We start from the raw sequence: 25,584 nt of genomic DNA, 5'->3' as shown, positions 1-25,584 counted from the left end.
CGTGAACGGTTCACACGGCACAGTCAGCAGTCGAGTGGTCAGTTGCCCGCGGTCGCGGCCTCGACGATGACCTTCGCTACCGCAGCGGGCTGAGAGACGGCGAGGGCGTGCGAGGCGCCCTGGATCTCGACTACCGCACGGGCGTTCGCGCGCTCGGCCATGAATCGGTGCGCCGCGACCGGGATGTTGTAGTCGGCGTCCGGGAAGACGAACCAGGACGGCACGGACTTCCAACTCGGCGCACCGGACTTTCCGTTGAGCGCTCGGTCGTTGAGCGGCCGCTGGGTGGCGGCGTCACGGGCGGCCTGGGCCGCGGGCACATCGGCGGCGAACTGGTGATGGAACTTGCCGGGCTGAATGTAGAGGTCCGTGCTGCCGTCGGGCAGCGCCACCTTGTTCAGCGTTTCCCCGAGCGTGCTGCCGGGAAACCTGCCCGACAACTCCGCGATGGTCTCTCCTTCCTCGGGAGCGAAAGCCGCGACGTAGACCAGACTTTTGATCTTGGGATCGTGGACCTGGGAGATGACCTGGCCGCCGTAGGAGTGCCCGACCAGCACGACCGGCCCATCGATCGAGGCCACCACACTACGAACGGTGTCGGCGTCACCGGAAACGCTGCGTAACGGGTTACCGGCGGCGACGCTGGTGAGCCCCTGCTGATCGAGCGTGTCGATCACGCCGTTCCAACTGCTGGACTCGGCGAAGGCTCCATGGACGAGGACGACGGTCGGCTTGACGGGGGCAGGCTCCGCGGCGGCGCAACCGGCGCCTGCGACGGTGAGGCCCAAGGCGACCGCGGTGAGTTTGAAGACGGTGGTGATACGCATAACGATTCCTCGAGGAGAGCAGTGCGGGACGAGCGGATGTTGTCTGCGAGCGGTCGGTCGATGACGAACCCTCGGATGGTTCAGTGCGCGAGGAAAGCGAGCAGGTCGGCTTCGAACGCGGTGCGGAATTCGCCGTAGAGCCCATGCGGCGCACCCGGATACACGCGCAGCGTCGCGTTCTTGATCAGTTCGGCCGATCGCATCGCCGAGGCGTGCAGCGGGACGATCTGGTCGTCGTCCCCGTGCGCCACCAGCACCGGCACGTCGATTCCCCGCAGATCGTCGGTGAAGTCGGTCTCGGAGAACTGGGCGACGCACTCGTAGGCGGCGCGAACCCCCACTTGCATGCCGAGCCGCCAGAACGCATGGCGGGCACCGTCGGAACCGATCGCCTCGGGCCGGTCGAACCCGTAGAAGGTTTCGCTCAGATCCCAGTAGAACTGCGAACGATCGGCGGCGACGCCCGCACGGATACCGTCGAAGACTCCCCGGTCGATACCGTCGGGATTGGTTTGGGACTTGATCATCACCGGGGGCACGGCGCCGAGCAGCACCGCCTTGGCAACCCGGCCGCTACCGTGACGGCCCAGATAGCGCACGACTTCGCCGCCACCGGTGGAGTGGCCGACCAGCACCGCGTCGCGCAGGTCCAGGTGCTCCATCAGCTCGCCCAGATCGTCGGCGTAGCGGTCCATGGTGTTGCCGTCCCAGGTCTGACTCGATCGACCGTGGCCGCGGCGGTCGTGGGCGATGGCACGGTAGCCGTGCTCGGCCACCAATCGGGCCTGGTCGTCCCAGGCGTCGGCGCTCAGTGGCCAACCGTGGCTGAAGACGACCGGGCGGCCGGTCCCCCAGTCCTTGAAGAAGATCTCGGCGCCGTCGGAAGTGGTGAAAGTGTTCGTCATGCGAGAAAAATTACGAGCAGACCCACCCTGGGCGAATCAGTCGAACGACTGCACCGACGACTGAGGCTCGAGCCTCGTCGACTACTCAGTCGACCTCCGCATTACTGCATCTGCCTGCGACGTCGCATTGTGAAACCGTACGGTTTCTGTCAGAATCTCGCAGTGATCGGTGAGATGTCCCAGTCGGTATTGATCGGCCGCGACCGGTACTCGGCAGTATTGGGAGATCTGCTGGAGCGGGCTGTCGCCGGAAAAGGCTCGGCGCTGATCCTTCGCGGGCCCGCCGGTATCGGAAAGTCGGCGCTGCTGAACGGGATCCGGGAGGTGGCTACCGACCAGCACCTGACTGTCGTCGCCGCGGTCGGTGTCGAGAACGAAGCGGGACTGCCGTTCGCGGCGTTGCACCAGCTGCTGCGTCCCCTCCACGCGCAGATGGCCAAGCTTCCCGTGTCTCATCAACGCTCGCTGCGCGCGGCGTTCGGCCTGGAAGACGGATCCCCCGACCTGTATGCCGTGGCACTGGCCGCGCTGCAACTGGTCGGTGAGGCCGCCGCGGTTCATCCGACGGTCCTGATCCTCGACGACCTGCAGTGGCTCGACAGCTGCAGCGCCGATGTACTCAGCTTCCTCGCGCGCCGCATCGGCAGCGACGCGGTCCTCGTACTCGGCGCCGCCCGCACCGGCTCGGAGGATTCCGTCCGCCTGGCAGGGGTACCGGAGATCACGGTCGAACCGCTCGACGCACCGGCCGCCGCCGCTCTGCTCGAGGCGCAAGCGCCCACGCTGTCGAGCACCGTGCGCCACCGGCTGCTCAGCCAAGCCGCCGGAAATCCGTTGGCGCTCATCGAATTACCCCGCGCGATGCGTCAGACCACCGATCGGCTGACCGAGGACTTCCCGTTGACCGCCCGCCTCGAAGCCGCCTTCGCCACGCGGTCGGCCGAACTCAGCGAGCCTGCCCGGGTCCTGCTCGTCGTCCTGGCCGCCGATGTCGGCTGCGACGCGGGCAGGCTGTTGCGGGCGGCCGCCGCTCTCCTCGGTGCCCCGGTCGGTCCAGGACACCTGCAAGAAACCATCGACGCCGGCCTGGTCGAGCTGGCGGGTCCGTTCCTGCGCTTCCGGCATCCGCTGATGCGTTCGGCGACCTATGTCCGGGCACCGCTGACGCAGCGGCTCGGCGCACACTCGGTCCTGGCGGAGGTGCTCTCGGACTTCCCCGACAGACAGCTCTGGCATCGTGCCGCCGCCACCCTCGGTACCGACGACGTGATCGCCGCGCAGCTCGAAGACTATGCGCAGCGTTCCCGAGCTCGCGGCGCGATCATGGCCGCGGTCGCCGCCCTGGACCGTGCGGCGGAGATGGCCGAGCGCCCCGGACGCACCACCGCCCTGCTCCTGCAGGCCGCGGAACTCGCGAGCGAGACCGGCGCCCGGCGCGAGGCCGTGGACCTGCTGGATCGGGCCGACCTCAGCGCACTCGGGCCGATCGAAAAGGGGCGCTTGGCGGCGGTCGAGGAAGTCGTCAGGTTCCAGCGCTACGACGACTCCGACCGCCGCATCCGGGAGCTCGTCGGCATCGCCGCCGACGTGCACGCGGCGGGAAACACCGATCTGGCAGCGGGGATCCTGTGGTGTGCCGCCGCGCGCTGCTCGTCCCAGGACGCCGACGAGGTGTCGCGCAAAAGTATTGCCGACCGATTGGATTCCCTCGGCTTGCCCGCACACGATCCCCGCGTCCTCGCGGTAGGCGCGCTCAGCATGCCGTGGGAGCGCGGCTCGGGGATCCTTGCGCACCTCGATAAGCTCGACCCCGATCGCACCGATGCGGACGCTCTGCGTTTGCTCGGCTTCACCGCACTGTTCCTCGGCGATTTCCGCCGCGGCATGGCCTACATCGATGACGCGGCTACGGTCAGCCGCAACCAGGGCCGACTCGGGCTGCTCTCGGGCATTCTCGGCGCGGGGAATTGGACTCGTATCTGGCTGGGCGAATGGGACAGGGTCCGTGCCGAATCCGAGGAGGCATGCACGTTCGCCGAGGAAAACGGCCAGGAGTTCTATGCCGCCACCGGTCGCGCCAATCTGGCCATGGTCGCCGCGTTGCGCGGTGAAACCGAACTGGCCACCGAGCATCTGCGCGCGGTCGGCGCCAGCCCGTTGTCCACCGGAATGCGGTGTATCCAGATCGTCGCGCAGCAGACCCGCGCGGTGCTGCTGCTGTTGTCCGGGCGAGCCGAGGACGCGTTCGTGGCGCTGATCCGGGTCTTCGATCCGAGCGACCCGGTGAGTCACCCCATGCAATGTTGGTGGGTGGCCCCAGAACTCGCCGACGCCGCCGTATCCTCCGGGAACATCAGTCTCGCGAGAGAGGTGCTGGCCGATCTGCCGCGGCTCGCGCAGCGGGTGCCCGCCTCGATGCTGCTTGTCGTCGACGAGTACTGCCGCGCCGTACTCGCCGACGACGCCGATGCCGACACCGCCTACACCGCCGCTGTCCACGGTCATGCGGGCACGTGGCCGCTGTACCGCGCCCGGCTGCAACTCCATCACGGCCGCCGATTGCGCCGGCTACGCCGCACCGCCGAAGCCCGTGAACCGCTGCGCGAGGCCCGCGACACCTTCGACGCTCTCGGCGCCGACCCGTGGGCGCAAGCAGCTCGCACCGAACTCCGCGCCGCGGGCGAGGCCAGCGCCCGCCGCTCCCCTTCCGCCCGCGATCAACTCACCGCCCAGGAACTTCAGATCGCCACCTTGGCGGCCGAGGGACTCACCAACCGTCAGATCGCGGAACGGCTCTACCTGTCGCACCGCACGGTGGGCTCGCATCTCTACCGCATCTATCCGCGGCTGGGGATCACCAGCCGGGTCGAACTCGTCGCCGCACTCTCCACTCTCGGCTGAGCCACACAGCGAGATCCGTACGCGCACGCTGTGCCGACGGTGCACGACTCGACCTCTGATGGACACCAGTCGCACCGTGCCCGGTGTCGGCATCAAATCTGAAATGAAACTGTGCCTGAAAGTGCCGACGTAACCGGCGGCGGGTGGCGAGAATTGGTCACGACGGGTCGGCACGGTTCGGCAACGTCGCGAATACCCTTCGGCAACAGAGGAATTGGTCGATGAACAGGTTGTCGAGATTCAGTGTGATGGTGTCGGCCGTCGCGGTTGTGGCGGTCGGGTCCGCGGCGGTCGGTGTCGCGCGGGCGGAAACGCCTGGCGCGCAACCCTGTACCCCGTATACGGCGATTCTGGCGCCGGGGACCTGGGAGACGACGCCGGACGCCGATCCCGAGGTGCCCGTCGGGATGCTGCGGCCGGTCGGAGAGGGCCTGCGACAGCGGTTCGGCCGCGACATCACGGTGCTCTACGTGCCTTATGCCGCAAGTGCTTTCGATCTGGGGTTGAGCTACGCGGAGTCGCTGAGCACCCTGGAGTCACGTTTGGACCGTATGCTGCGCGGCCTGTGCGACTCGACGAGGGTGGTCTTGGCCGGTTACAGCCAGGGCGCGGACGGTGTCGGTGATCTCGCGACCGCGATCGGCCATGGTGACGGTCCCATCGAGGCCGATCGAGTGGCCGGTGTCGGGCTGCTCGCCGATCCGCATCGCGATCCGGATACCACGCTCTCCCTGGGTGATCCGCAGCCCGGCTACGGTATCGCCGGGGCGCGGGACCGGGATTTCGGGGCGTTGACCGACCGGGTTCGTACTCTGTGCGCCGACGGCGATCTGTACTGTGCCCTCGATTCGGCCACTTCCCCGTTCCTCGCCGTGGTCGGCCGCGTACTCAGTGGTGATCCCGGGCCGATCGCGAACCTCGTTCCCCCTACGGTCGATCCGAACAATCTGATCGCGCAAGCCGTCACGATGGGGGCCGGCTGGACTGCCACCGCGGCGAACCTGCCGACCATCACCGACAACCTGACCCGACTCCCGGAGTTCATCGCGGCGGGCGATATCCGCAGTGCGCGCCGGGCCGCGGATGCCCTGAACGCCGCCCTGTCACCCCTGGTCCAGGCCGCCGCGGGTGTGGATCGTGTGCTGGTCGCCGAGGTCGTCCGCGCGGCTGCCGCCGTCGACCCCACCGGACGGACGGCGGCGGTCGGTGTCATCGCCGACGCCTTCGCGCACATCGACCTGCTCGGCATCGCCGACAGAGCAAGCCGCACTCAAGAAACACTGTGGCGTGCGGTCGAATCCCTCGACCGCGACGACCACCTCGGGGCCGCTGCCGAACTGGCGTCCTTGGTCGCCAACGGCGCCGACCTCACCGGCTCCGTGTTCGGCCCGGTCGCCGCGAGCATCCGCGCGGACCTGCACGCGACCACCCGAACCCTGCTGAGCCTCACCGACCCTGCCACCACCGACGAACTCGTCCAACTGGCTCGCCAAGGTGTCGACATGGCCAACTTCTACGCCTCCCGCGCCCACATCGACTACGACGACGACGTCCCCATCCTCCTGAGCTACCTGAGCTCACAGGTCGTTTCGTAGCCTGGGGCGAACACCGACCGTTGCGCCGACCCGACCTGCCTCGAGCCGGCGCAACGGCATTCAGATCAGCACGACACCGCGTCTCCGACAGACTTGTCGAGACGCACCCCGAGCACCCTCGACAACTCGCAGACATTGTCGGCACTGGGTGTCACCACACCGCGTTCCCAGCGGCTGATCTGGTTTCCGTCCGCAATTCCGATCCAGTCGGCCAACTCCGCCTGGGTGAATCCGGAGGCCATCCTTGCCGCCCGAATCGCTTTGCCGATCGCCGACATGGTCTCCCCTCTCTCTCGATGCCCTCGGCACGGACCGCATCGGCACGGGTGTCCATCGGCGAACACTCGAACTCCTAATGCGGTCTCGCGCAGCCACATTCGAAAGGTATCGGGGAATCGGTCCGGGAAGGAGGCTGTGACTGCACGGCCACTGACTGTGCACGCACAAACGTACGTGCATTCGGGCGCCGATTCCGGCTATTTCGGAGGGTTGTCCGGATCGGTGGCGCTGCGGCGCCAGTCCCGTGGTGTCATGCCGAACGCTTCGCGGAATCGCCGGGCGAAATGCGCGGCGTCGCGGAAGCCGACAGCACCGGCCACCGCACCGATGGACCGGTGCGCGTAGCCCCTGTCGACCAGCATGTCACGGGCCCGGACCAGGCGCTGCTCGATGATCCACTGCTCGAGGCTGATCCCGGACTGGGCGCACACCTTGTACAGGTGCCGCACGGAGATGTTGTTGGCGGCGGCGATCGCGGGGATCTTCAAGGTCGAATCGGACAGGTGTGTCCGCACATACCCGAGGATCTGCTCGATCAGCAGTTGCTCCGGGATGGCGGCACCGTCACCCGGCCCGCGACCGGCCGCCGAGATCAGCAGCGCCCGAACCATTTCCAGGCACGACTCGCCCACCGAGGCGGCGGCCGGATCGGTTTCGAGCTGGTCGGCGATCCGGACGAGATGCTGGATCTGTGCCGTGACCATGGGATACAGCGGCGATGCCGCCAGCCGCCCGTGCGCCGCGACGACCGTTTCCGGTGAGATGCCGAGGCGTTCTCTCGACAGCTGCAGGCACAGCGTTCCGCCGAGGCCGTGCCAGCCGGAGGCGAATGTGGTGGCCAGGTCGATCACTTCGCACGCGCCGGGTTCGATCAGCGTTTGCGCGCCGAATTGTTCGTGCCTGCGGACCTGCCCGTTCTGGACGGTGACCGTCAACGTGTCGCTCGGCGTTGTCCGCTCATGCCGCCTGGTGCGCCAGACCTGGTGACCGGATACCTCCGAGCGGGTGAGCGCGATCGGGCCGAGCATCCAGGCCTGGTGCCTGCTGACCACTTCGGCGGGCGAATCCCACATCTGCAGGTTCGCCCCGATATCGGCTTCCTGCAGGATGGCGGTGACCGCCTCCCGCCGGTCCGCCGGCGTGAAGTAGTCGGAATCGATCAGCACTGCCATCGGTGATCTCCACTTCGGATCCTCGCCGGCGGTGGAGACCCTCCCGTCGCCGGCCGCTGCGCGCATCGGGTGGTGGCAATTCGGGCAAAGGTGATTGCACGGGGGCCTGTAGTCGGCGATGCTATCGCGCCGAGGCGAGTCCGGAGCCCGATTCGGCAGGGTCGCGCAACGGATTTCAGCGCCCGGCGGCGGCGTGTTCCCTTGCCTCGGCGGGCCGCGATGCGAGGATTCGACGTTCGGCGGCGGTCGCCGTCGCAGCCCATTCCGGTCGCAACGCCGCATAGGTGCAGACGTCGCGCCACTGCCCCTGGGTGCGATACAGCTGCCGCAGCCGCGCCTCCGGTGTCAAGCCCACTCCCGCCATCACGGTGTCCATCACGGGATGATCGTGCCGATGGCCCGCCCAGACCCGGTGGATGCCGAGCGGCCCGAAGGCGAATGCCGCCATGAGCCGTCCCGCCTCGATACCGCCCGCGCGCAGCGAGCCTTCCGGAACGACGACCAGACCGCCGATCATCGCGTTGCTGCCGAAATCCTCCACCAGCAGGCCGATGGTGCCGACCATGGTGTCGTCGTCCGGCGCGGTGATCGCCAATGTGTACTTGCGCCGCGGCGTTTCGCCCCGGGAGCGCAGGGCGGCGTCGAACGACGCGGCGGCCGCCTGGACGCTCAGGCTGTCGGTGCCCATGTATCGGGTCAGCTGTGGGTCGGTGAAGATCCGCTGGTAGACGTCGAGGTCGTCGGCACGCAGATCGCGCAGTCGCAGCCGCGCGCCGATCAGTTCCACGTTGCGCAGGTCGATGGTCATCGGACTTCCTCCATCGCCCGCACGAATACCGGCGAGATTCCCTGTCCTAGCGCGGGTATGAGTTCGTCGAGGTCGATATAGGTTCGCCCCGACGGGATCAGCTCGCCGAGCAGGATGCGTCGAGCCGTGTCCGCGACCAGGGCGCCGCCGAGCATCACCCCGGAGGCGAGTTGGGGCCAGCTGGACAGGCTGCGGCCGATCTCACCGATGGCGTCGCGCATCGCCGGGCTCAGCCGGGGTTCGTCGACCACCGTGAGCAGGAACGACAGCAGTTCGCCGCGGTCCATCCGCGCGACATCGGACGAGGTCGACGTACCGATCCGGCCGTGGAACAGCGGGCGGTGGGGTTCGAGATCGAACCGTTCCACGTCGAGTAGTCCGCGGTCGTTGGCGTCCATCAGGACCGGAATCCCTCGGCGCCGCGCGTATTCGCGAGCGGCGACTTTCGCCCACACCGTGTCGCATTCCTCGACCAGCAGATCCAGCGCAGCGGTGCCGTCGACGCCGTCGAAGAATGGTCCGATCGATTCCTCGGTCAGCCCGGTGGTGAACAGCTCGATGTCGAGGTAGGGGTCGATCTCGAACATCTGGCGCGCCGCCAGTACGGCTTTGGAAACACCGAGATCACTCACCCCGGCCCGCAGCCGGTTCAGGTTCGACAGCCCGAGGCTGTCGAAGTCGGCCAGCCGGAAGGACCCGCCGACTCCTTCCATGGCCAGCGTGACGGCCGCGCTGTTGCCCACCGACAGGCCGACCACGCCGATCCGCCGCCCGCGCAGGTCGTGCTGCTGGGCCCGGTCGATCTTGTCGCGGTTGCGATCGGTGCGCAGCCGCTGGAAATGCTCGCGTGGCAGCACATGCACCAGGCGGCCGTTCCATGGATAGAACACCCATGTCCCCCACTGCCACAGCGGCATCCCGCCGCTGATCCGGTGACGCGCCGCCGCCAGGGAGTCCGCCGAGTGCGCGACAGCGGGGTCCTCGCTGCGAATCAGTTCGTCGAGCTGATCTTCCATCGTGTCGTGCACCGCGCCGACAGCACCCGATGCCGCCAGCGCTTCCAGGTCACGCAGCCCTTCCCGGCTCGACGCGTCGAGCAGCACGGGACGGAATTGCGATGTCGCAGCGCCGGGCGTGAGTACCGCCGGACGCGGGACCGAGCGTTGCGGAACCATGTGCGCGCAGACCTCCGATTCTCATGAGGCCGAACGGATATCCGATCGGCCCTGGCTATCAGGACGCGCAAAGGATACCTACAGCACACTTTCAGCAAACGCATCTCGGATCCCTCGGCATGGCGCGATCACGCCTCGGCTGAATTCGGGCATTCCGTACCGAACTCGCATAGGGTCCGCGTGACCGCCGCGACGCCTGGTGAGGCGGGTGATCCGGCGCCCACCGGCCCCATTGATCGCACCGCGCCGGGCTTCCCGCCGGTCCACGCGGTCACCCGGCCCCCATCGCGCACCCATCGGAAAACATAGCGGTCCAGAATGCGGAACGGCCGAATCCGGCTAACGCACGTTCACGGCCCAGGAGACAGCATCGATATGGCTACCCGCGAGTTCACTACCGAGCCGATGCGGTGGCCGATGCCAGTTGGGCGGCCACCCCGACAGCACGTCCCGCCTGATGGCGGGCGGCGGCCAGTGCGAACTCCGTTGGCGGGTTGCGGAAGCCGGCGACGTGTCCGGCGCCGTGGGGGTTGCCGGACCGCATCTGTTCGGCGACAGGCACCGGCGCGGTGAAGCCGGGCGACACGATGATCCCGCCCCAGTGGGTGAAGATCGTCGTGAAGGAAGCAAGAGTGGTCTCCTGGCCGCCGTGCGTGCTCGCGCTGGAGACGAAGGCTCCGTACACCTTGTCGGCCAGTCGGCCGGTCCGCCAGAGGTCGCCGGTGCCGTCGACGAAAGTCTTGAGTCCCGCAGCGATCGTGCCGTAGTGACTGGGCGTCCCGAACAGGACGACATCGGCCCATTCCAGGTCGGCGTTGCCTGCCTCGTCCGCGGGGAGCAAGCGCACCTGGGCGCCTGCACCGGCGGCGCCCTCGGCCGCGGCTTCTGCCAGCCCCTTGATGCTCCCGGTGCGGCTGTAGTAGATCACTGCGACGTTGATCATCGGTACTCCTGTGTTCGGGCGATGGCCGTCATGGGTAGTGACGGCCTCTCGATGCTGCGGCGCGGCCGGGCGGCGTGACCAATACCAACTGGGTCGGCAGCGATACCGCAGCGGTATCGACGGTGGTGGCGGCTGGTTACGATGCGCTGGTGGAGACCCGGGAGTTGCGCTACTTCGTCGCCGTCGCGGAGGAGTTGCACTTCGGGCGGGCGGCGCGGCGGCTCGCGATCGCGCAACCACCGCTGTCGCGGGCGATTCAGCAGCTCGAACGGCGGCTCGGAACGGTTCTGCTGCGGCGCTCCGCCCGCGCGGTCGCGTTGACCGAGGCCGGGTCGGTGCTGCTGCGGGAGGCGAGAGTCGCGCTCGAGGCGGTCGAAGCCGCCGAGCGCCGTACTCGCCGCGCCGCTGCCGATCGCCCGGGTGTGGTGCTGGCCGCCAAGGCGGGTGCGTCGAGCGAACTGTTGTCGAGGCTGTTGGACGTTTACGCCGCCGAGGTCGGTGCTGTGCCTGTCGAGGTGATGCTGTGCGGGCCCGGTGAACCGGAAGCCCTGTTGCGCAACGGGTCTGCCGATGTCGCTCTGCTGCATCGGCCGTACGACTCGACGGCTGGGTTCGACACCGAGGATCTGTATACCGAGCCGCAGGTCGCTGTGCTGCCCGCGGGACACTCCGTCGCCGGCCGATCCCACCTGTCGATGGCTGAGATCGGTGCCCTGTCGGATCTGCCCCTGCCGCGCTGGCTTCGGCGTGATGGAAGTTTCCCGGACGGCCCCGGCCCTGAGGTTCGCAATTACAGCCAGCTGATGCAGCTGATCGGGCTCGGGCGGGCTTGCGCGGTCGTACCCGAGTCGCTTCGGGCTCAGCTGAGCGACGCGTTCGCGGTCGTGCCGGTGTCGGATGCCCCGCCCGTGACGACGGTCATCTGCTGGCCGCCGCACAGCAGATCGAAGGCTGTCGCCGACCTCGTCCGTATCGCGACAGAGCGGCGATCGTAAGCGGCCAACCTCGGGATACGAAAAAGGCAGGCCCGCACCGAAACGGTGCTGACCTGCTTCTTCTGTGGTCCTAGCTGGTTTCGAACCAGCAGACGCCATAGCGTCAAAACCGGCCACTACCTGGAGAAATCGGCACCTGACCGGCACTTTTCCCACCACAGCCACCAAGCAGAAGTGCGCACCGATGGGCAATTTTGGGCTGCGCTATTGCACGTATGTTGCACGCCCGCGGGCATCAACAGGTTTCACGTTCAGATCCCACCGATCAAATGCATTCATAGCTATTTTGAATATATGCCCCCTTGGGACCAACTCTTAAGTCAGTTCAACCTTCGGATTCCTCAACAGCCGCACGCGAGTCATGAGGCGCACGACTGTGGTCGACGATTGTCAGCGTTTCCCGCGGCCGCGATTCCAGGGCCTTGCTCCGCGCGCGCCGCCCACCGGAATCCGACCTCACCTGACCGAAAGCATCCTCACGCACCTCCTCGGAGAGACGTCTGCACAGAGCGATCGACCATCCGGTCGACGGCCACGCGAACTCTTCGCATCCGACCGCCGATCGCGGCTTCCTCGCGCGAAGTCCGGGTCTGCTGGTTCACTGCTCAGCGTAGTAACGGCCAACGAGTACACTGCGGGTTGGGGACGGGTCGTCTGTCGACCCCAACAGCGGTGTGGTGTGGTGTTCGAGCTCGGTCGCTTCGAAGATCACGGCGTCACCCGGGGCGAGAAAGAGTTCTGTCCCCGCCAGCACCAGCGACCCGCCTAGTTCAATGGAGTTTGTGGTCTTCAAGCAGACCAGCAATTGAACTCGTCCGTACCGATCGCGATGCGGGCCGATGTACTCACCGACGCCGTAATGAGACATCCAGCACATCACGCTACCGATCGTAATACGACCGACCAGCACTTGAATCACGTTGGCGAGCGCCGGATGTCGACAGAACTCGTAGCCGGGGTCACCGGCTACGAGGTCGTGTTCATCCCAAGAAGCTGTCCCCAACTTGTTTCGCACACGTCTACGAGCGGCTCCTTCCGCTACCTCCAACAGGAACCGAGCGTCCTCCGGATGAATCAAGCCTGGCAGGTGGACGAATCTCTGGGTCGCAAACGCAGCGATCAGTTCGGGAGCGTCCGCAAGTGTCACGCGGTGTCGTAGGTCGGATTGCTGGGCTCGTCTGCCCATCTCGTCACCTCAGTTCTCAGTACTGCCCTCCGCGCGGCTTGCATACAAACTGGCCAGGAAAACAGATCGGATGACAGCCTGGGTGGCAGCCAGGATTGCACGTCGGATTGCAACTCCCGTCGCGGTGTTTGTGTCCAGTTGCCGCGCCGATCGCAGTCCTGGCAGTAGCGAGTTCCGGACTGTTGATCACGTGTCGCAGACCGGTTTCCAGCACATCGCCGACGTCGAACGACCGAGTGAAGACGCATGGACGTACGGAACCGTCCGGATATACGGCCAGGACATCCCCCGCGCATTGACCGCACAGTTCCTTCAGCTCGACCTCCGCGTTCGCATTGGCGCGGCCGGCACGGCGAACATGATCGACCCCGATATCCTCGACGCCCAGCTCGGCCAGGAGCTGCGTCGCCTCGTCGATACGCTGATCATCGATCACGGACACGATCCCGACCCGAATCGGAATGCCCAGGCTGACCGCTTTGCGTATGTTGTTCGTCGTACGCGCGTGCGCGCCAGCGTTTCCGGTGATGAGCTTGTGCTGCTCGGGTTGGTCGGAGTAGTAGCTGGTCGCGAGCCGAACGTTGTGCTCGATCAGCAAGTCCCAGATATCGGCTCGAACGCTGACCAGGTTCGAGTAGATTTCGGTAGCGATCCCGCGAGCGGACGCATGACGAATCAGTTTAGGCAAAGCGGGATGCAGGGTCGGCTCACCTCCGATGAACTGAACCTCGCGGACACCGATCTCGGCGGCATCGTCGATGACTGAAATCCAATCGTCTACCGACATCGACCCGTGGGATTTCGTGGGACCGCTATCCGCGTAGCAATGCGTGCAATTGAGCTGGCAGCGTTCGGTGAGTTCGAGCCAGAGAAAAGAAGCTCCGCTTTGCGATGAAGGCTCCCCGGAGTTGCCCCGATGAGAATCGAAACCAGTGTGAGCTGTCATTGTGTATCCCTACGACGTCGATTGGGCGGGGCAGCATTCCTAGTGCCCTCGTCTATACAGATGCGCCCCCTGCGGTTCTCGGTTCACCTCTACCGCCAAATCGCGCCGCATTCGTCAGCGCCGAGAACTCGCATCGCGCGTCAACGAACTGTGGCAGTGGACTTCAAACTGCGAGGTTACTTGAATTCGAGCAGCAGCAGCCCCCCTTCACCTGCGACGATCAAGCGAGTGGCTGACATTGACGTGGGAGCGATGACTGCCAGTGCCGTGACTGGTGTGCCGAGAACACCGACACGAACCACTCGGTAGGTCATCAGGTCCCACAACCGGACCGAGCCATCATTGCCGCCGGTGGCGAGGAGGGTCCGCCCATCCGGCAAGTTGACCACTGCGATCGCGTACACCCAGCCGTTGTGCCCGATTAGCGGTTGTCCGACTTGGTGTCCGGTCACCGGATCCCACAACCGAACGGCGCCGTCACTGCCGCCACCGGTGGCAAGTAGCGTCCGCCCATCCGGCAAGTTGACCACTGCGATCGCGTACACCCAGCCGTTGAGCCCGATCAGCGGTTGTCCGACTTGGTGTCCGGTCACCGGATCCCACAACCGAACGGCGCCAAAGTCACCACCCCCAGTGGCTAGGAGGGTCCGCTCATCCGGCAACGTAACTACAGCGATCGCGTACACCGGACTGGCGTGCCCTGTCAGAGGTTCTCCGACTTGGTGTCCGGTCACCGGATCCCACAACCGAACGGTGCCGTCACTGCCACCGGTGGCGAGGAGAGTCCGCTCATCCGGCAACGTAACTATCGCGATCGCACGCACCGAACCGGTGTGCCCTGTCAGAGGTTCTCCGACTTGGTGTCCGGTCACCGGATCCCACAACCGAACGGTGCCGTCACCGGCGCCGGTGGCAAGAAGGGAAACTTCGTTCGCGACGGTGAGCACTGCGATCGCACGCACCCAGTGCGTGTGTCCGGTCAGGGGATGCCCGACTTGGTGGCCGGTGTCGGAGTGCCACAACCGAACGGCGCCGCCACTTTCACCGCCGCTGGCGAGAAGGGTCCGCCCATCCGGTAGCGCAACCACCGCGACCGCCGACACCCCGCCGATGTGGCCGACCGGCGGCGGTTCGACAACGAGTCCGCTCATCGGGTCCCACAAACGAATGGTGCCGTCACTGCCGCCGGCACTCGCGAGCAGCGTCCGCCCATCCGTCGACGTAACCACCGCCACCGCGGACACCCAGCCGGAGTGACCGGTCATTGGCTGTCCGACTTGATGTCCGGTCACGGGATCCCATAGCCGCACAGTGCGGCCGTCACCGCCTGTGGCGAGGAGGGTACCCTGCTCGCTGCCTGTCGCGAGCAGGGTCCGGTCATCGGGAAGGATGACCACCGCTATCGCGTACACCCCGTTTGCGTGGCCGGTGAGGGGTTGTCCAACTTGCTGTCCGCTCATCGGATCCCACAACCGGACAGTGCCGTCACTTCCGCCGGTGCTCGCGAGCAGCGTCCGCCCATCCGGCAAGGTGACCGCAGCGATCGCGGACACCCAGCCGGAGTGACCGGTCATTGGCTGTCCGACTTGGTCTCCGATCACAGGGTCCCACAATCTGAGGTCGCCATCGCTGTTTCCGCCGTCGGCGAGGTCGCCCCCGTCGCCACCGGTGACCAGGAGGGTCCTCCCACCCGGCAACGTGACCACCGCGATGGCACGCACACCGCCCGCATGACCGGTCATGGGTTGTCCGACTTCGTATCCGGTCATCGGATTCCACAACCGGACAGAGCGATCGTCTCCGCCTGTGGCGAGAAGCGTCTGATCGTTTGGCAAGGTGACCACCGCGATCGCGGATACCCAGCCGGTGTGACCGGCGAGGGGTTGTCCGACTTGACGTCCGGATATGGGATCCCACAACCGGACGTCGCCATCACTTCCTCCGCTGGCGAGTAGGGTTTGCTCGTTCGGCAACGCGACTACTGCGACAGTGCGCACACCGCCGGTATGGCCGGTCAGGGATCGTCCAACTTGAAGGCCGGTCAGCGGATCCCACAACCGGACGGCACCGTCACCGCCACCAGTAGCGAGCAGAGTCCGCCCATCTGGTAGCGGCACCACTGCCAACGCGTGGATTGCGCTCCCCGCGTGCGCGAGGATGTTCTTACGGACATGCCACCGTGACCATAGAGGCTGAACCAACGAATCTGACGTACTGGCTGCAGGTCGGGGTTCCGCAGAAGTGACCGCAATATCCAGACTCAATCCCCGCGACTGCGGATCGAATTCGGCAACGAGCGGCTCGAGGCCAGCCCACGCCGCAAGCACCGTGGCGGCGTGTTCGGGCCTGGCGGGGATCCCGATATGACTGCGTACCAATCCGCTCGACTCCCAGGGCAGGAATGAGGCTGGGATATGGATGTCATCCAGCACGTCACCTTGGGCCGCGTGAGTGATGAGCTCACGCCGAATGTAGGGGTGAGGTGGGACTCCAGGTGAGGGCAGCTGATCGCGGAGCGCTTTGCTGATACTGGCCTGCACTGTTACCTCGTCGCCCACGCGGTGGCCCCCAATTGCGGTCGCGGCGTTCCCTTTGAAGTACTCGGCGAATGTGCGGTGCGCGAGCCGGTACACAGTCTGGCCGTACTCGCGGTCAGCGAGGAGGTATGGCGCCGCATCGCGGACGAGTCGCTGAACGTCTTCGCTGCCGATGTGCTGCCCCGGTGCAAGTGCCCGCGCGAGGACGACCCACAGGCCACCTTGGTCTGGGATGCCGCGGCCCCGGGCGAACGCCAAGGCGCGCAGCAATGGTCGGTGATTGGGATGCAGTGCGGCCAGTCGTTCGACCGCGATTTCGAACAGGTGCTGATGACCCTGACCAAGCAGGTTCTCCCATTCCGACGGGAACTGCCAGCGTCGGTCGGCCAGCACTTCGTGCACCGCGAGGCGAGCAAACAGGAATTGACGTCGCTGCGCTCGCACCGTCCGCGCGAATGCGGTGACATCGAATGACGGGACGAGCGAATTATCTACACGATGAAGCCGCCGCACGACGTAGCGTTCAATAGCTGTGTCGTCACGGTCGATGTGCAGGCGGGTTGCGGTAGGGCCGAGCGCGTCGAACAGGTTCGTATCCGATGCTGGGAGGTCCGGACCTTCGTGCGTGCTCAGCCGCGTACCGATCAGCAATCGAACCGTCGGAACCCCAGCAAGCTCGCGGAGCACCATTTGCGCCGCGGTCAGAGGGTCGACTGCCTCGTCTAGTGCGTCCACGAGGATAGTCGTCGTCCGATCACTGAGCTGATCGCAAAGCCACCGAGTAGCCTCAGACACCGACCCCAATGGTGGTCCGCCGGCCCCGATCCCCTCCGCAATCCGCGAGACGATCACCTCCGGTGACGCGCCGGTCAGGTGGAGAACGAGGTCGAAAACCGCGTCCGGCGGGCGTTCGTCCTCCGGAACTTCCTCGAGCACACCGGCGGTCACGAGCGCGGTGCGCAGCGTCGGATTGCTGTGCACGACCAAATGCCCGAGTAGTGCCGACTTCCCCGATCCGGCCGGGCCGGTGACGACGAGCATCCCTTGTCCTACGGTGGCAAGCCAGTCGACAATCTGGTGGATCTCGGACTGGCGGCCTTCGAAGTACCAGGATTGTTCACCGAGAACTGTTTCCTTGAACGGCAGTTCACCACCGTGCGCCTTTGGCAGGAAGTGGCGCAGTTCGTCGTCGCTGAGCTCGGACAGCGCGGCTTCGAGTTCGGCGGTGACGTCAAGGGGGCTGTTGACGATGACAGCGTGGCGGCGGCGAAGGACAAGGTCGACGAGACGCTTGCGTTCGACAGTCGCGGATAGCCTTTCGAATTCGTCTGCCAGCTTGCCGAGTTCGATCTCGAATTCGCCACGGAAGGTGACGTTGAGTAGGTGGTCCAAGTCTCGGCTGAACCGGCCGAGACTGGTCGCGCCTTCGCCGGATAGCCCACCCACCAGCAGATATCTGCCCACCACCCTTTTGTCCAGCAGAGCGGTCTTCAATAGCTCGATGAAGCGCTTCGATCCGCAGGCATCGACCACGACGATCGCCCACCTATCGTCGGCGTGCAGTCGTCCCGCGATCGCCTTCGCCAAATCCGTGGGTGTCACACCGACATCGCCACTGTCCTGCTCACTGTTCGCGTGGTACAAGACGGCAGTCTCAGCATTGTTCGTCCAACCGTGGCCGACCCAGTAAAGAATTGTCGCGGGGTGCTGGGCTCTGCGCCACCTGCTGATTCGGGTCTCGACATTGCCCGCGCCGCGTTCGGTCATGGCGACGTTCCAGTCCTGTACGCGAACGTTGAAGGGCTCGAGCACTGCGGTCACCGCACCGAGTTCGGTGTCGACGTCGAGGTCGTCATGGTCGATGTACGAGCCGATCGCTATCGGGAAGAACTCGGGGCCGTCGCTCATCGGTCGGTGTCCACCGCCATGATGATCTGTTCCACTGCGGAATTCGCGCTACCAGCGACCTCCACTCTGTACAGACCGGGCTTGTAGACGGTGGCAGATACGACAAGCTCACCGTCGCGACGGTGAGCTTCGGCTCGTCGGGGCAGGCGGGTACCGATTTCGGTGACCGTGCACCGGATATCGTTGGGCTTGGCTGCCCCTTCGACTCCGATGTCGAATTCCGAACCGACGGTGACGATGTCGGGTGTGTCTATGCCGAGATGGCCGTCACCCATCTGCGGACCGAGGTCCGCGTAGAGGTTTAACAGGACGTCTTTCACGAAGGTGATCACCTCCGAGCTCTTCGCGAGCGGGCCATGCTGCTGAGGCAGCACATGCATCTGGTTCCGGTCTTCCCTCGTCAGGATCAGTTTCCCTGGTGGCAGTGCAGAGTTCCGCGGCACAGTCCCGTCACCGAACATCATCTCGCGAAGAGGGGCACCGGCGGCGCCTCGCTTCACCCCTGCCCAATCGAATTCGAACGCGTGGCGGTGCCCTTCGACTCGCCCTGAACCAATCCTGAGGCTGCACAAGGTCGGCTGTTCGACCCCGACCGCCAGCCGATGATCCGGCATAACAACCGTGGCGCGCTCGGCGCGGTGGGCCAGCGCGGCTTCGGCGAGGTCACCGCGACCACCGATGGCAGTGATGTCGCTGGGGGTCAGTAGCCGCACATCGGTCCCGGTGTCCACGCAGCGGAAGCTCGGCAGCAGGTCGTAGAGACCGGGCATTGTCACCGCGATCCGCTGCAGCTGCCGGGCTGGCAGTGGCGCGCCCTCCCCAGTACCGAGCATGACCGCAGCCTTCGGGGCTCCCTTGAAAGGTGTACCGAGGGTGATGATTTCACCGACCTGGTCGGCGGCTCCGGGGTTCGCGGACAGTTCGTGGCACAACAGTCCGCCCATTGAGTGAGCGACCAGATGTACCCGCGCCTCCGGACGGTTGGACTGACGCCGCCACCACTGCAGGTGTGCGTCGATGGTCTCGGCCAGCAGGCGTGCGTTGTGACGCACGGGCAGTCGCCAATCGTAGCCGAATTCGTAGACCGCGGCCGGGTGCCTGACGATGCGCTCGAGGCCACGCACCAGCTCGGTGTAGGGCTCGATTCCGCGCAGGAAAGGCGCGAAAGTCGGTGCCCGCAAAAGCCGTCCGGGCCGCACCGTTGTGTGCTCCGGGTCTACTGCCAGCGGGGTCAGCCGCTTGGTAGGCGCGGTCCACATCCGGGCGATCAGGCCCGGATCCAGCCCCCACAGTCTCTTCTCGGTCTCGATATCGATCAGCTCGGTGCCCATGATCCCCGGCACGACGATCACCGCGTCATCGATGACTCGGTTCGAACCATGCACTGGGTCAAGGAATGTCAGCGTCTCACCCCATGGTTGCGTCGGCAGGTCGTCGGATTTCGCTGCCGGAAAGGTCCATTCGTGCGACACAGTCGATATCATCGCCCACAAGCCGACTAGATGGGGGAATTCGCGTGACCGACAGGCCTTTCGGCGCGCGTTCACTGTTCGTCATCGCCGCCCGCGACTACCCAGACGACGATTGGGGGCAGTTCGCGGACGGCATCGACGAGCAGATCCGGGTGATTCAGGACTGGTGGTGCGACGACTAGTTGAAGGAGCGAAGTAGGTTCGGGGAGTCCGATGTCCTGAGACATCGCACTCACGGGTAGCCAGGATTTGAACCTGCGACCACCTGACGACAGTTCACCCCTGCCCGATGCTACCCGGAAAGTGCTCAAACCTGCTGGTAGCTAATACCTTTGGCGAAAGGCCGTGTGTGCCGGTCGGTTCCATCATTTCCCGTTGATTCCAGTCATTCTGTGTGCGGCGAGCAGTCCTTCCTCGTAGTCTTCGATCAAGGCACCGCGCATGAGCTAACAGAGCCCATCTGCGATGACACATGCGCGGCCGCGCGCCGCCTGGCGCACCCTGTACCTGATGTGTCTCACGAGTTCGCCTTCACCGAATCCCGTTGTTGCCTTGTCGATTCCACGCTAGTCGCTATGCTGGCCGAATTCGTGTTGTCATGCTGATCGGAGGAGCCCCGATGATCTCGGTCGCGGTCGTCGACGATCATCCACTGGTGCGGGACGGGATACGCGGCTGGTGCGCGACGGCGGACCCTCCCATCGAAGTGATCGGCGAGTTCGCGACGCCCCGCGCTTTCCTCGACGCCGACCGCGCGCGGCCCGACGCGATCGTGTTGGATCTTCAATTTCCCGGACAGGCCGTCGATCTCGGATTCGTGGCACAACTCAGTGCAGACCATCACCGCGTCGTGGTGTATTCGCACCGCACCGACCCCGATACGGTCCTCGACTGCCTCGAACGTGGCGCCTCGGCCTACCTGTCCAAGGAGGAAGGGGGCGATCGGTTGGTTGAGGCACTACACGCCGCAGTCGCCGACAAGCCTTTCCACAGCCCGACCATGGCGAAGGCGATGCATTCGGGACGAGCTGCGGTCCGGCCCAAGCTTTCCGATCGCGAACGCGAAGTGTTATTGATCTGGTTCCAGACCGAGTCCAAGGTGATGGTCGCCCAACAGCTGTTCATCTCGGTGAAAACCGTCGACACTCATCTGGCGAGGATTCGCACAAAGTACGCCGCAGTCGGGCGACCCGCCCCGACCAAGGCAGCCTTGGTCGCGCGCGCGATCAAAGACGGACTGATCACCGCGGACGAATTGTGACCGGGGTGATCGGACGGGCTGTTGTCGCGGCGGTCGTGTCGGTTTTCTGGTTGCCCGGTGTCGGTGTGGCCGAAGCCGCTCCCTCTGGGGGCAACGCTGTGCCGGTACCCGCCGACTACGAGTACGATCCGGCGCGCGGACCGGTACACGACTACTGCACGATTGTCGGGAACGACCTGCCCCGAGTCGACTTCCGTGGGGCGTGCGCACGCCACGATCAGTGCATGGAAGTCAACGGCGACGTCGGTTACGACCTGTGCCACGACGCTTTCGGAAAGGACCTGATCGCCGAGTGTGACTGGTCGTTTCCCGCAGGCCCCGACCGGTTTGTCTGTTACGCGCTGGCGGCAGCGATGGAAGAATCGGTGCGAGTGGTGAACTGATCCGAACTCACCTCGCACCGCAGACGCAGCCACACGGTGCCGGCTTCCTCGTCGACAATCGTCAGGGCCATGTCGGTCGTGCTCCACAGGTCGGAAAGCCGCTCGAGCACAGTCGATCCGATATCGCAGATCACGCTGACGTCGATCGCATCCTGTTCGGCCATGACGGTCAGCCGGGCACGTAACCGGCTGCCGTCGAGCATGATCCGGATGGACGCCGCCACGAGGTCACGATCCCCGGCGGACAGCTCAGGAAGGTCGGGCGGCGCGTCGATGACGACCTGCACGCCGCGGGCCTCCGCATCGTCGACCGCGTCGCGGATGTCGGCGAAAAGCGGGTAGTCCATGCTGTCCACGCGCGCCAACAGCCTCCGCAATCGCGAGTACTCGGCCTGTGCTCGCGAACGCACCTCCGGCGACTTCGGCGACACAGTGCCGTCGGCAATGCCTCGCAGTATCGGCAACAAGGACGCCAATTGCCGACGATAACGCTGTTCGCATTCCTGATTCAACGCGGTTTCCACCGCATGCGACGCAACGACTTCGCGTCGCTGCCGTTCCCTCGAGGCGACCAACTCGACCACGCGATGCAGCGACGACGCGAACATGACGATGGCGATCTGGAGGTACAGGATGCCGACTGTCAGGTAGACCATGTGCGCCACCATCCCCAGAGTCGGCGCGTCGATGACGACGACCACGCAGACGACAATCCACCAGACCAGGAGAGCCGCCACTGTCGTCTCGCGCGACCCTCGTATTCCCAGTGCCACCACCGCCCAGCCAGCAGCACCGATCGTCCAGTTCAGCCCGCTGTGGCTTTCCGGAATCCACGCGGTCAGCACGACCGAGATCGCGATCACGGTCGTCATCAGAGCGACCGTTGTCATGGCACGGCGATTGGTCGCCACGATCGCGGTAGTCGCGCACCCCACAGTGACTATCGCGAGCAGCAGATGCACCCACGGTGCGGGTATCGGGTCGGGATGCTCGGCCAACCGGGTCAACTGCCACCCGATGTCGGCGATCGAAACGCCCGCGATCGCGATAGTCAGACCAGTCTCGAGGTGAGGTACTCCACCGGTGTCGTTTTCGGGTTCCTCGGGAGTATGCACCGGCCCGTCCGGTGGCCAGCGTAACTCGACGCTGGTGCCGCTGCCCGCCACTCCGGTAACCAGCGCCGAGCCACCGATCGAGCTCATGCGTTCCACGATCGAGCGCCGTATCCCATGCCTGACATTGACGCCATCCGAACGGCCGGTGAGCCCGACACCGTTGTCGAACACGACGATCCGGGACTCCTCCAATGCGATTCTCACCCGGCTCGCACTGGCGTGTCGCTCCACGTTCGTCAGGGCCTCCCGCACGGCCGCGACGACCACCCACGCCGACACCGGATGGAGCCACACCTGTGCCGGTCCGTCCATAACGACCGGAACGCGGCACTGCCGGACCAGCTCGGCGAGCACAGCGACGAGATCCACCGGCGACCCGTCGCCGCCTTCGAACACCGGAACCCCTGATTCGAGCACCACAACATCGCGGCCCGCCTGCGCGGCGATTTGCTCGGCGGAGACGGGGGCGTCCGCGCCGATGAGCATGAGTGTCGAGGCGGCTGTGTCGTGCAGAATCGCCCACTGCTCACGTTCATGTCGTCGCCGGGCGGCGGCCACGGCCGCATCGACCCAGGCACGAGAAAGAGCCACACGCGACCGGTCGACCCCGATAGCCGCGCGCAGGACGACCCACCGCGCGCCGACCGCCATTGCCCACGCGAGCACCAGGAACCGGAACTTGAAGTCCTGGAGGGCGATTTCCACATCGAGCCCCGGTGTGCAGCGGCGCCCGATCAGCATCGCGGCTATCAGCGTGACCGCGAAACCGCCCGATACCGTCCACGGCAGCGACACACCGAAGGAAATGATGGTGGCCGCGGCGATCCGATAGGTGATCCCACCCACGACTTCGGCCGTGTACGCACCGTGCGCTGGAACGGCCAGAAACAGTGCGATCACAAGGAGATCTGCTGCCTCCCAGCAAGTTCCACCACGCCTGCTCCACAACCGCGCCGAAGACCAGATGAGCAGGGCAATGACCGCGACCTTGATCGGTAGCGGATTCGGCGGTGTCCCGAACCACGCCACACAGGAGCCGATGCACACCACGTGACGGAACCCGACGGCGAGCCCGACACCCTCGCGAACAACGCCGTCGTAGGTGAGTTTGGTGCCAAATTCCACACCGCCGAACCTAGCCAGTCCGACCACGATCGGCCGATAAACGATATTTCTGCGAGGTCGCTTCACGCCGCGGCGCGCAGTTCTTCACGCGCGATATCGCGCAGCAAGGGCATCCCTTCGGAGCTGATCCTGCGGACGGTGCCGTCCGGGATGGACAGGATTCGCGCGACCTCCATGATCGTGCGACGGTCGTAGCCGTCAGTTGATACGACGAAGATTTCCTGGAACACCGGTCGATACCTGTCCGGCATCCGGGCCAGCATCGACGTGATCAGATCCGCAGCCTCGATCAACCAGACCCCGTCGCACGGTTCCTCCGAACGCAGCCCGGCCAGCGCGTCGGGACTATCGACGCGTCGGCCCGCGTCGCGCTTCTGTGCGCCCTCACGCCGAACCAGTTCCTTCACCTTCCAGCGCTCGACATTGTGCTCGACGTAGGCGCGCCAGTTCTGCACCGGCCGGGACGGCAACGGCTTCAAGACGAGGTCGTGCGCCACCCTCGACGCGACGTCGTCACACTGCGCGCGGAGTCGTGGACTCAGGGCCCGACGTGCACAACTTTCGGCGAACCGCGTGATCTCCACCAGATTCGCCCCGAACACCCACTCGAACACCCGCGACTGCACGTTGCGCGGCACGGTGTCCAGAGGACGCCCGAGCCATTCAGTGTAGGGGTGATCCATTTCGCAACCGTCCGCCTGCATCGACATCCGTCCTCTTATCCCACGGCGGTTTCGCCGCCCAGCCTCGTCCGATCCGGGTGCGCGGCACCCTGAATCGAGGGTCGCAACTGGTCGACGAACGCGGTATCGGGTGTTTGCCCGACACAAAGCCAGCCTGGGAGCCGAATCTCACGGGGCGGCAAGCGTTCTGCGAACCGATGTCTCCGTCGATCGCATCTTCAGGATCAACGCCACCTGTTGGCGGCGGCACGGCAGGCACACCGGTACTGGATCAGGAAGGGTCACGATGGATCACGGCACCGAGCTCAGAAACCCGCAGCTACCGCCGTCCGATCCGAAACAGTCGGTCTACGTGATGCTTTCGAGGGCCGACCGCGTCTACCTCGTTCACGGCCGTGGGTCGGTACGGGAGTGCTGGGCCGATATCGTCGACAACGCACCGGTTTTCGAGACGGCGGTCGCCCTCTCACGCACGGTGGGGACTATCCCCGGTCGCAGTGACATCGTCTGGGTAGCCGTCGATGGAACAGCTGGTTCGGCTATCGCGATACTCCTCCGCGAACATGCCGAATCAACGGACCTCGCCCAAGCCGACTTCGTCCGAGGCGAGATCGCCGAACGGCTCGAACACCTTCCAACACCGTGGTCATTCGGACTCATGACACCGCCCGACCGCGAAGCACTGACGTCGGGCCCGACAGTCCCGGTCGAGTTCGCCGACATCTTTGACGCAGCCGAGGTCGTTGATACCGGCGCCCTCCTCGCGAGAACTGCAGGTGCCCCGAAGGTCCCGTTCGAACAACCGCCGCGTAAGGCATCGACACGCAACGCCGCAGGCCTCGCGGCGGTAGGAGCCGCCGCTGCCATGGCCGTCATCGTCGCGGTCGCGCTGGCAAACACGCGGTCCGAAACTCCCGACTCGGACTACACCTCTTCCGCCGACGTGACCTACGAAGAAGAAACGACGACGACCACGACCACCGAGACACAGACCTTCGAGCTGCCGGTCGGCGCGAAAGTGTGCACCGTCTTTCCCGGCGAGATGTACCCGAACGTGGCCGTCAACGAGGTGACAACCTGCCCGTACGCCGAGAACGCCCGCCGGGAGGCGATCGGCGCCCACACCCTGCCCAGCGAGATCAACCCCTTCAGCCCACAGCTGCGAGAGCACGTCCCACTGCACTGCGACGGTGAGATCGGGCTGACGGTGATCTGCACAGGGGGAGTCAACGCCTGGGTGGCGCTGTACTGAGAACTCCTCCGCACGACGACATTCGATCCTTTCATCGCGAGCACTTGGCCTCGCGACAACGAACAGTGGTGGGAATCAATCGATGAACTGCAATACATGTGCGAATCACCTCGCAC

The 25,584-nt window shown here is 65.5% G+C and carries 21 protein-coding genes; 8 read left to right on the top strand and 13 right to left on the bottom strand.

Going from position 1 to position 25,584, the window contains the following annotated elements; genetic code table 11:
* Positions 1–38: 38 nt before the first annotated feature.
* Together ACSVDM_RS01045 and ACSVDM_RS01040 are read right to left on the bottom strand one after the other, a co-directional pair.
* Entirely contained in the window at positions 39–827 is a 789-nt protein-coding gene (locus tag ACSVDM_RS01045) for an alpha/beta fold hydrolase (protein WP_439262054.1), read from the bottom strand.
* 80 nt (positions 828–907) lie between these two features.
* Positions 908–1,732: an alpha/beta fold hydrolase gene (locus ACSVDM_RS01040; protein WP_439262052.1), complete on the bottom strand. Its 825-nt coding sequence runs from the start codon at positions 1,730–1,732 to the stop codon at positions 908–910.
* Positions 1,733–1,894: 162 nt separating this feature from the next.
* Here ACSVDM_RS01040 and ACSVDM_RS01035 point away from each other — a divergent pair, with 162 nt between their 5' ends.
* Entirely contained in the window at positions 1,895–4,633 is a 2,739-nt protein-coding gene (locus ACSVDM_RS01035) for an AAA family ATPase (protein WP_439262050.1), read from the top strand.
* A 221-nt stretch (positions 4,634–4,854) separates the two neighbouring features.
* Positions 4,855–6,228 (top strand): cutinase family protein, encoded by a 1,374-nt coding sequence (locus ACSVDM_RS01030; protein ID WP_439262048.1) that lies wholly within the window; start codon positions 4,855–4,857, stop codon positions 6,226–6,228.
* Between the two features lie 65 nt (positions 6,229–6,293).
* Here ACSVDM_RS01030 and ACSVDM_RS01025 read toward each other — a convergent pair whose 3' ends face one another.
* The 5 genes from ACSVDM_RS01025 to ACSVDM_RS01005 all read right to left on the bottom strand — a co-directional run bounded on the left by ACSVDM_RS01025 (position 6,294) and on the right by ACSVDM_RS01005 (position 10,605).
* The gene (locus ACSVDM_RS01025) at positions 6,294–6,506 is read right to left on the bottom strand and encodes a helix-turn-helix domain-containing protein (protein ID WP_067492902.1); all 213 of its coding nucleotides are present in this window, start codon (positions 6,504–6,506) and stop codon (positions 6,294–6,296) included.
* Positions 6,507–6,704: 198 nt separating this feature from the next.
* Positions 6,705–7,679 (bottom strand): helix-turn-helix domain-containing protein, encoded by a 975-nt coding sequence (locus tag ACSVDM_RS01020; RefSeq protein WP_439262045.1) that lies wholly within the window; start codon positions 7,677–7,679, stop codon positions 6,705–6,707.
* Between the two features lie 175 nt (positions 7,680–7,854).
* Entirely contained in the window at positions 7,855–8,487 is a 633-nt protein-coding gene (locus ACSVDM_RS01015) for a GNAT family N-acetyltransferase (protein ID WP_067636208.1), read from the bottom strand.
* Positions 8,484–9,662: a ThiF family adenylyltransferase gene (locus ACSVDM_RS01010; RefSeq protein WP_439262043.1), complete on the bottom strand. Its 1,179-nt coding sequence runs from the start codon at positions 9,660–9,662 to the stop codon at positions 8,484–8,486. The genes ACSVDM_RS01015 and ACSVDM_RS01010 overlap by 4 nt, the downstream gene beginning before the upstream one ends.
* A gap of 394 nt (positions 9,663–10,056) precedes the next feature.
* Positions 10,057–10,605 (bottom strand): NAD(P)H-dependent oxidoreductase, encoded by a 549-nt coding sequence (locus ACSVDM_RS01005; protein ID WP_439262041.1) that lies wholly within the window; start codon positions 10,603–10,605, stop codon positions 10,057–10,059.
* Positions 10,606–10,679: 74 nt separating this feature from the next.
* Here ACSVDM_RS01005 and ACSVDM_RS01000 point away from each other — a divergent pair, with 74 nt between their 5' ends.
* Positions 10,680–11,600 (top strand): LysR family transcriptional regulator, encoded by a 921-nt coding sequence (locus tag ACSVDM_RS01000; protein WP_439262039.1) that lies wholly within the window; start codon positions 10,680–10,682, stop codon positions 11,598–11,600.
* A 598-nt stretch (positions 11,601–12,198) separates the two neighbouring features.
* Here ACSVDM_RS01000 and ACSVDM_RS00995 read toward each other — a convergent pair.
* The 4 genes from ACSVDM_RS00995 to ACSVDM_RS00980 all read right to left on the bottom strand — a co-directional run bounded on the left by ACSVDM_RS00995 (position 12,199) and on the right by ACSVDM_RS00980 (position 19,649).
* Entirely contained in the window at positions 12,199–12,615 is a 417-nt protein-coding gene (locus tag ACSVDM_RS00995) for a hypothetical protein (RefSeq protein WP_439262037.1), read from the bottom strand.
* Positions 12,616–12,802: 187 nt separating this feature from the next.
* Positions 12,803–13,732, bottom strand: a complete 930-nt coding sequence (locus ACSVDM_RS00990) for a radical SAM protein (RefSeq protein WP_439262035.1) — start codon at positions 13,730–13,732, stop codon at positions 12,803–12,805.
* A gap of 176 nt (positions 13,733–13,908) precedes the next feature.
* Positions 13,909–18,177, bottom strand: coding sequence for a hypothetical protein (locus ACSVDM_RS00985; RefSeq protein WP_439262033.1), 4,269 nt, complete (start codon positions 18,175–18,177; stop codon positions 13,909–13,911).
* Positions 18,174–19,649 (bottom strand): lipase/acyltransferase domain-containing protein, encoded by a 1,476-nt coding sequence (locus ACSVDM_RS00980; protein ID WP_439262031.1) that lies wholly within the window; start codon positions 19,647–19,649, stop codon positions 18,174–18,176. Before ACSVDM_RS00980 ends, ACSVDM_RS00985 begins: the two co-directional genes overlap by 4 nt.
* A gap of 44 nt (positions 19,650–19,693) precedes the next feature.
* Here ACSVDM_RS00980 and ACSVDM_RS00975 point away from each other — a divergent pair, with 44 nt between their 5' ends.
* From ACSVDM_RS00975 to ACSVDM_RS00965, 3 genes are all read left to right on the top strand, one after another.
* Positions 19,694–19,831: a hypothetical protein gene (locus ACSVDM_RS00975; RefSeq protein ID WP_439262030.1), complete on the top strand. Its 138-nt coding sequence runs from the start codon at positions 19,694–19,696 to the stop codon at positions 19,829–19,831.
* A gap of 437 nt (positions 19,832–20,268) precedes the next feature.
* Positions 20,269–20,910 (top strand): response regulator transcription factor, encoded by a 642-nt coding sequence (locus ACSVDM_RS00970; protein ID WP_439262028.1) that lies wholly within the window; start codon positions 20,269–20,271, stop codon positions 20,908–20,910.
* Positions 20,911–20,915: 5 nt separating this feature from the next.
* On the top strand, positions 20,916–21,293 hold the full coding sequence (locus ACSVDM_RS00965) for a hypothetical protein (protein WP_439262026.1): 378 nt from the start codon (positions 20,916–20,918) through the stop codon (positions 21,291–21,293).
* On the opposite strand, the gene ACSVDM_RS00960 is transcribed toward ACSVDM_RS00965, so the two are convergent.
* The gene (locus ACSVDM_RS00960; protein ID WP_439262025.1) at positions 21,245–22,762 is read right to left on the bottom strand and encodes a hypothetical protein; all 1,518 of its coding nucleotides are present in this window, start codon (positions 22,760–22,762) and stop codon (positions 21,245–21,247) included. The two genes, ACSVDM_RS00965 and ACSVDM_RS00960, sit on opposite strands and share 49 nt — an antisense overlap.
* 153 nt (positions 22,763–22,915) lie before the next feature.
* On the opposite strand from ACSVDM_RS00960, the gene ACSVDM_RS00955 reads away from it, so the two are divergent.
* Complete coding sequence (locus tag ACSVDM_RS00955; protein ID WP_439262023.1) at positions 22,916–23,407, top strand: hypothetical protein; 492 nt, start codon at positions 22,916–22,918, stop codon at positions 23,405–23,407.
* Between the two features lie 188 nt (positions 23,408–23,595).
* On the opposite strand, the gene ACSVDM_RS00950 is transcribed toward ACSVDM_RS00955, so the two are convergent.
* The gene (locus ACSVDM_RS00950) at positions 23,596–24,243 is read right to left on the bottom strand and encodes a sigma factor-like helix-turn-helix DNA-binding protein (protein WP_439262021.1); all 648 of its coding nucleotides are present in this window, start codon (positions 24,241–24,243) and stop codon (positions 23,596–23,598) included.
* 259 nt (positions 24,244–24,502) lie between these two features.
* On the opposite strand from ACSVDM_RS00950, the gene ACSVDM_RS00945 reads away from it, so the two are divergent.
* On the top strand, positions 24,503–25,468 hold the full coding sequence (locus ACSVDM_RS00945) for a hypothetical protein (RefSeq protein ID WP_439262019.1): 966 nt from the start codon (positions 24,503–24,505) through the stop codon (positions 25,466–25,468).
* Positions 25,469–25,584: the final 116 nt, after the last annotated feature.

It is taken from the genome of Nocardia sp. JW2, from assembly GCF_051843015.1.
GTDB lineage: Bacteria > Actinomycetota > Actinomycetes > Mycobacteriales > Mycobacteriaceae > Nocardia > Nocardia coubleae.
This window is presented reverse-complemented; position numbering and strand designations above follow the sequence as displayed.